The following is a 3,031-nucleotide window of genomic DNA, read 5'->3' as shown; positions in this document are numbered from 1 at the left end:
AGCGACTCTTGTGTTGGTGTGGGGTAAAATCGAAACGAATAGGCTTTTTCCATGTCTCACATTTTAGCATATATTTCGTAAATGTGCTAATATTTAACAGTAAAGCCGTCGTAGAACGACGGGGTTTCAGACCCAAAATTTCCGATGAAAGGAATTTTTATTGGCTTAATTGAGGGATATCGACGGTTTATTTCGCCGCTATTTCCCCCTTCCTGTCGTTTTCAACCCACCTGTTCCCAGTATGCCATAGCAGCGATCGAGCGCTTTGGTGTGCTGCGGGGTTCTTGGTTAGCAATTAAGCGTATTCTCCGTTGTCATCCCTTTCACCCCGGAGGTTACGATCCTGTGCCTCCCTGTAGCCACAAGCACGATTGAAACCTACAGCAGTTATCTCAATGGTGAGATACGAGGTTTTCGTTTTGGGGATTCAGGAGTCAGGATTCAGGAGTCAATACCAAATTAGGTTATACTTCATTTTTAGGGTAAAGTCTGTAAGACTCTTGATATTTTTAGACCCGTTGATGGTTGCCTATTTTCTTTGGGGAAAACGCTCGATATCGGCGATACCATAAAAGATGATCTGTTTATCTTTTAAACGTAGTCGATCGACTCTTAATTGAGTACCATCGAGGGCAAATTTATCTAAATCCATGAGGTTGTTAACGTGGCTGATTAAAGCTTCTCCTAAAGCTTTCGATCTTTCGTCCCCTTGATAAACCACCTCAACAAATTGAATTTTTCGCCGTTCTTCCACAACCACAGCAGTGGTCATTTCTAGAAGAATTGGTTCTTCTTCTCCCAATTTGATGAGACTTTTCAGAGTTAAAGTTTTATCGTCATTGAGAATTAATTCCGTATTCTGACAGTGAATTGATTTACCTTCGTACTCTAATCTTTGCAGTTTTTCGACAATAAAAGGTGTATTAAAAGAGGTGGTTAAGTCTTCTTCCGTTAAAACTACCCGCAAAGTGGCCCGCGTCGGTTGACGGAGTTTTACCTGTCCGGTAAAAATGGCACTAAAATCGATCGCCACCGCTTGTACATACAATTCCATGGCTTCGATGCGTAGGCCATTGTACATCAGCATCGACTGACCGATAAAGTCAAAACCGTCGATACTGCCTTGCAGTAATTTGGCCACGGGTTCGGCGCGGACAGTGGCTTTCAGCTTGCCTGTCCGTTTGAATAATGCAGCGATCGCAGCACTCACCGCCTTACTGATGAGTTGATCGCCGCTCTGATTGGGAAAAGGTAAGCTACCAAACACGCCTGCTGTCATATCTCTCATAAGTGGGACTACAACGATCTTAACATTATTTAAAGTTTCTTTACATCTCGTTTTATTAATGAGGATGATAAGCAATCTGTATGATTCTGTAGAGGTTATAAATTTTTAGCGGTCTATCCCGTGCTAGGGGATAGGATAGAAAAGTGCTACTATCCCAGTGATATAGCGTTTTTCACTTAGAAAATCGGGGTTAAAAACGTGGTTGCCATTTCAGATCAACAACAGTTAGCCGCTACCCACAACCACAGCGATCGAGTGGCGGTATTATTAATGGGATACGGGGAAGTGGAGAGTTATGAGGACTTTGCCAACTATAATGAACAGGCCTTAAATTTGCTGACGGCTAAGTTCGCTCCTGTACCGACTTGGGTTTATCCTCCCCTAGCGAAATTATTGGCCATATTTGACCTACACGAATGGCAGCACCAGCATAATCACTTTATTTCGCCCCATAACCACATTTTCGAGCATCAAAGACAGGAAATCGAGCGCAATTTACAGGCAAAATGGGGTAATCGGGTGGAGGTATTCAAAGCGTTTAACTTCTGCGCGCCTTTTTTACCGGCACAGGTGTTAACGGAAATCCGCGAACGGGGATTCGAGAAAATTTTGATCTATCCTCTCCTCGTTGTTGATTCTATCTTTACCAGTGGCATTGCGATCGAACAAGTTAACAAAGCTTTAGCTCAAGGACAAACGGGGGAACATTGGGTTAAAGGATTGCGCTATATTCCCTCGTTTTATAACCAACCCGCTTATATAGATCTAATGGCGCGGTTAGTGGAGGAAAAAATCGCGGCCGAGGTAGCTAGTAGCTGTCTTCCCTCGCAAATTGGCATTATTTTGATGAATCACGGTTGTCCCCACGAAGCTAAGGGATTTACGTCGGGAATCGATGAAAGTCAAGCTTTATACGAGTTGGTCCGGGAAAAATTAATCTATCGTTATCCCTTGATTTCTGTGGGTTGGTTAAATCACCAAACCCCCTTAATTAAATGGACGCAACCGAATGCAGAGTTAGCGGCGAAGAATTTGATTGAATTAGGGGCCAAAGCCTTAATTTTCATGCCGATTGGCTTTGCTACGGAAAATCACGAAACTTTACTGGATGTGGAGCATATTATCGAAGCTTTACGCCGCAAGCACGACCAGGTTAATTATGTGCAGATGGCCTGTGTCAACGATAACCCCGAATTTTGCCAGATGGTCGCCGATTGGGCCGAGGAACATATCGAAGCTTTACTATCACAAGAGGCTTTATCTGTCAATAGTTCTGTAACAATTCCTCACATTCATTCCGATCACCATCATCACCACGGACATCACCACCATCATTAAGCTTGGACAGTGGCAAAGAGGGGCAACGGCGAAAATTAGTCCTACCACTTGTCACTTTTGGAAGTATAATCTATAATTGTGCTTTCCTGGGTACGTAGCTCAATGGATAGAGCATCCGCCTTCTAAGCGGACGGTTGTAGGTTCGATCCCTACCGTACCCGTTATTGTTAAGTAGGGTCTGCTGAAAAAGTTTTTCCTGGGGGTAGGGTGTGGGGTGTGGGGTGTGGGGTGTAGGGTTTTACCGATTTTCAGGTGGTCAACTACCTAGGGTTTGCTGAAAAAGCTTTTCCTGGGGGCAGGGTGTGGGGTGTGGGGTGTGGGGTGTGGGGTTTTACCGATTTTGAGGTAGTCAATTACCTAATTTTCAGGGAAAAAGTACCTGAATTTTCCCCCCGATCCCCGCAA

4 protein-coding genes and 1 tRNA gene are annotated in these 3,031 nt (G+C 44.2%); 3 read left to right on the top strand and 2 right to left on the bottom strand.

Annotated elements, in window-relative coordinates; translation table 11 throughout:
• Nucleotides 1-53 (bottom strand): helix-turn-helix domain-containing protein (locus O9295_RS27545; RefSeq protein ID WP_353845532.1); only part of this gene is annotated, 53 nt, incomplete at its 3' end.
• Nucleotides 54-144: 91 nt separating this feature from the next.
• Here O9295_RS27545 and yidD point away from each other — a divergent pair.
• Complete coding sequence (yidD, locus tag O9295_RS22020; protein ID WP_079208867.1) at nucleotides 145-375, top strand: membrane protein insertion efficiency factor YidD; 231 nt, start codon at nucleotides 145-147, stop codon at nucleotides 373-375.
• Between the two features lie 154 nt (nucleotides 376-529).
• Here yidD and O9295_RS22015 read toward each other — a convergent pair whose 3' ends face one another.
• Nucleotides 530-1,288: an LmeA family phospholipid-binding protein gene (locus tag O9295_RS22015; RefSeq protein WP_002757745.1), complete on the bottom strand. Its 759-nt coding sequence runs from the start codon at nucleotides 1,286-1,288 to the stop codon at nucleotides 530-532.
• Between the two features lie 198 nt (nucleotides 1,289-1,486).
• Here O9295_RS22015 and O9295_RS22010 point away from each other — a divergent pair, with 198 nt between their 5' ends.
• The gene (locus tag O9295_RS22010) at nucleotides 1,487-2,626 is read left to right on the top strand and encodes a ferrochelatase (RefSeq protein ID WP_288035372.1); all 1,140 of its coding nucleotides are present in this window, start codon (nucleotides 1,487-1,489) and stop codon (nucleotides 2,624-2,626) included.
• A gap of 88 nt (nucleotides 2,627-2,714) precedes the next feature.
• Nucleotides 2,715-2,787 (top strand) — tRNA-Arg (locus O9295_RS22005).
• Nucleotides 2,788-3,031 lie beyond the last annotated feature (244 nt).

The organism is Microcystis sp. LE18-22.4A (genome assembly GCF_027531105.1).
GTDB lineage: Bacteria > Cyanobacteriota > Cyanobacteriia > Cyanobacteriales > Microcystaceae > Microcystis > Microcystis aeruginosa.
Note: the sequence above shows the minus strand (reverse complement) of the source record. Positions and strands in the feature narration are given on the sequence as shown.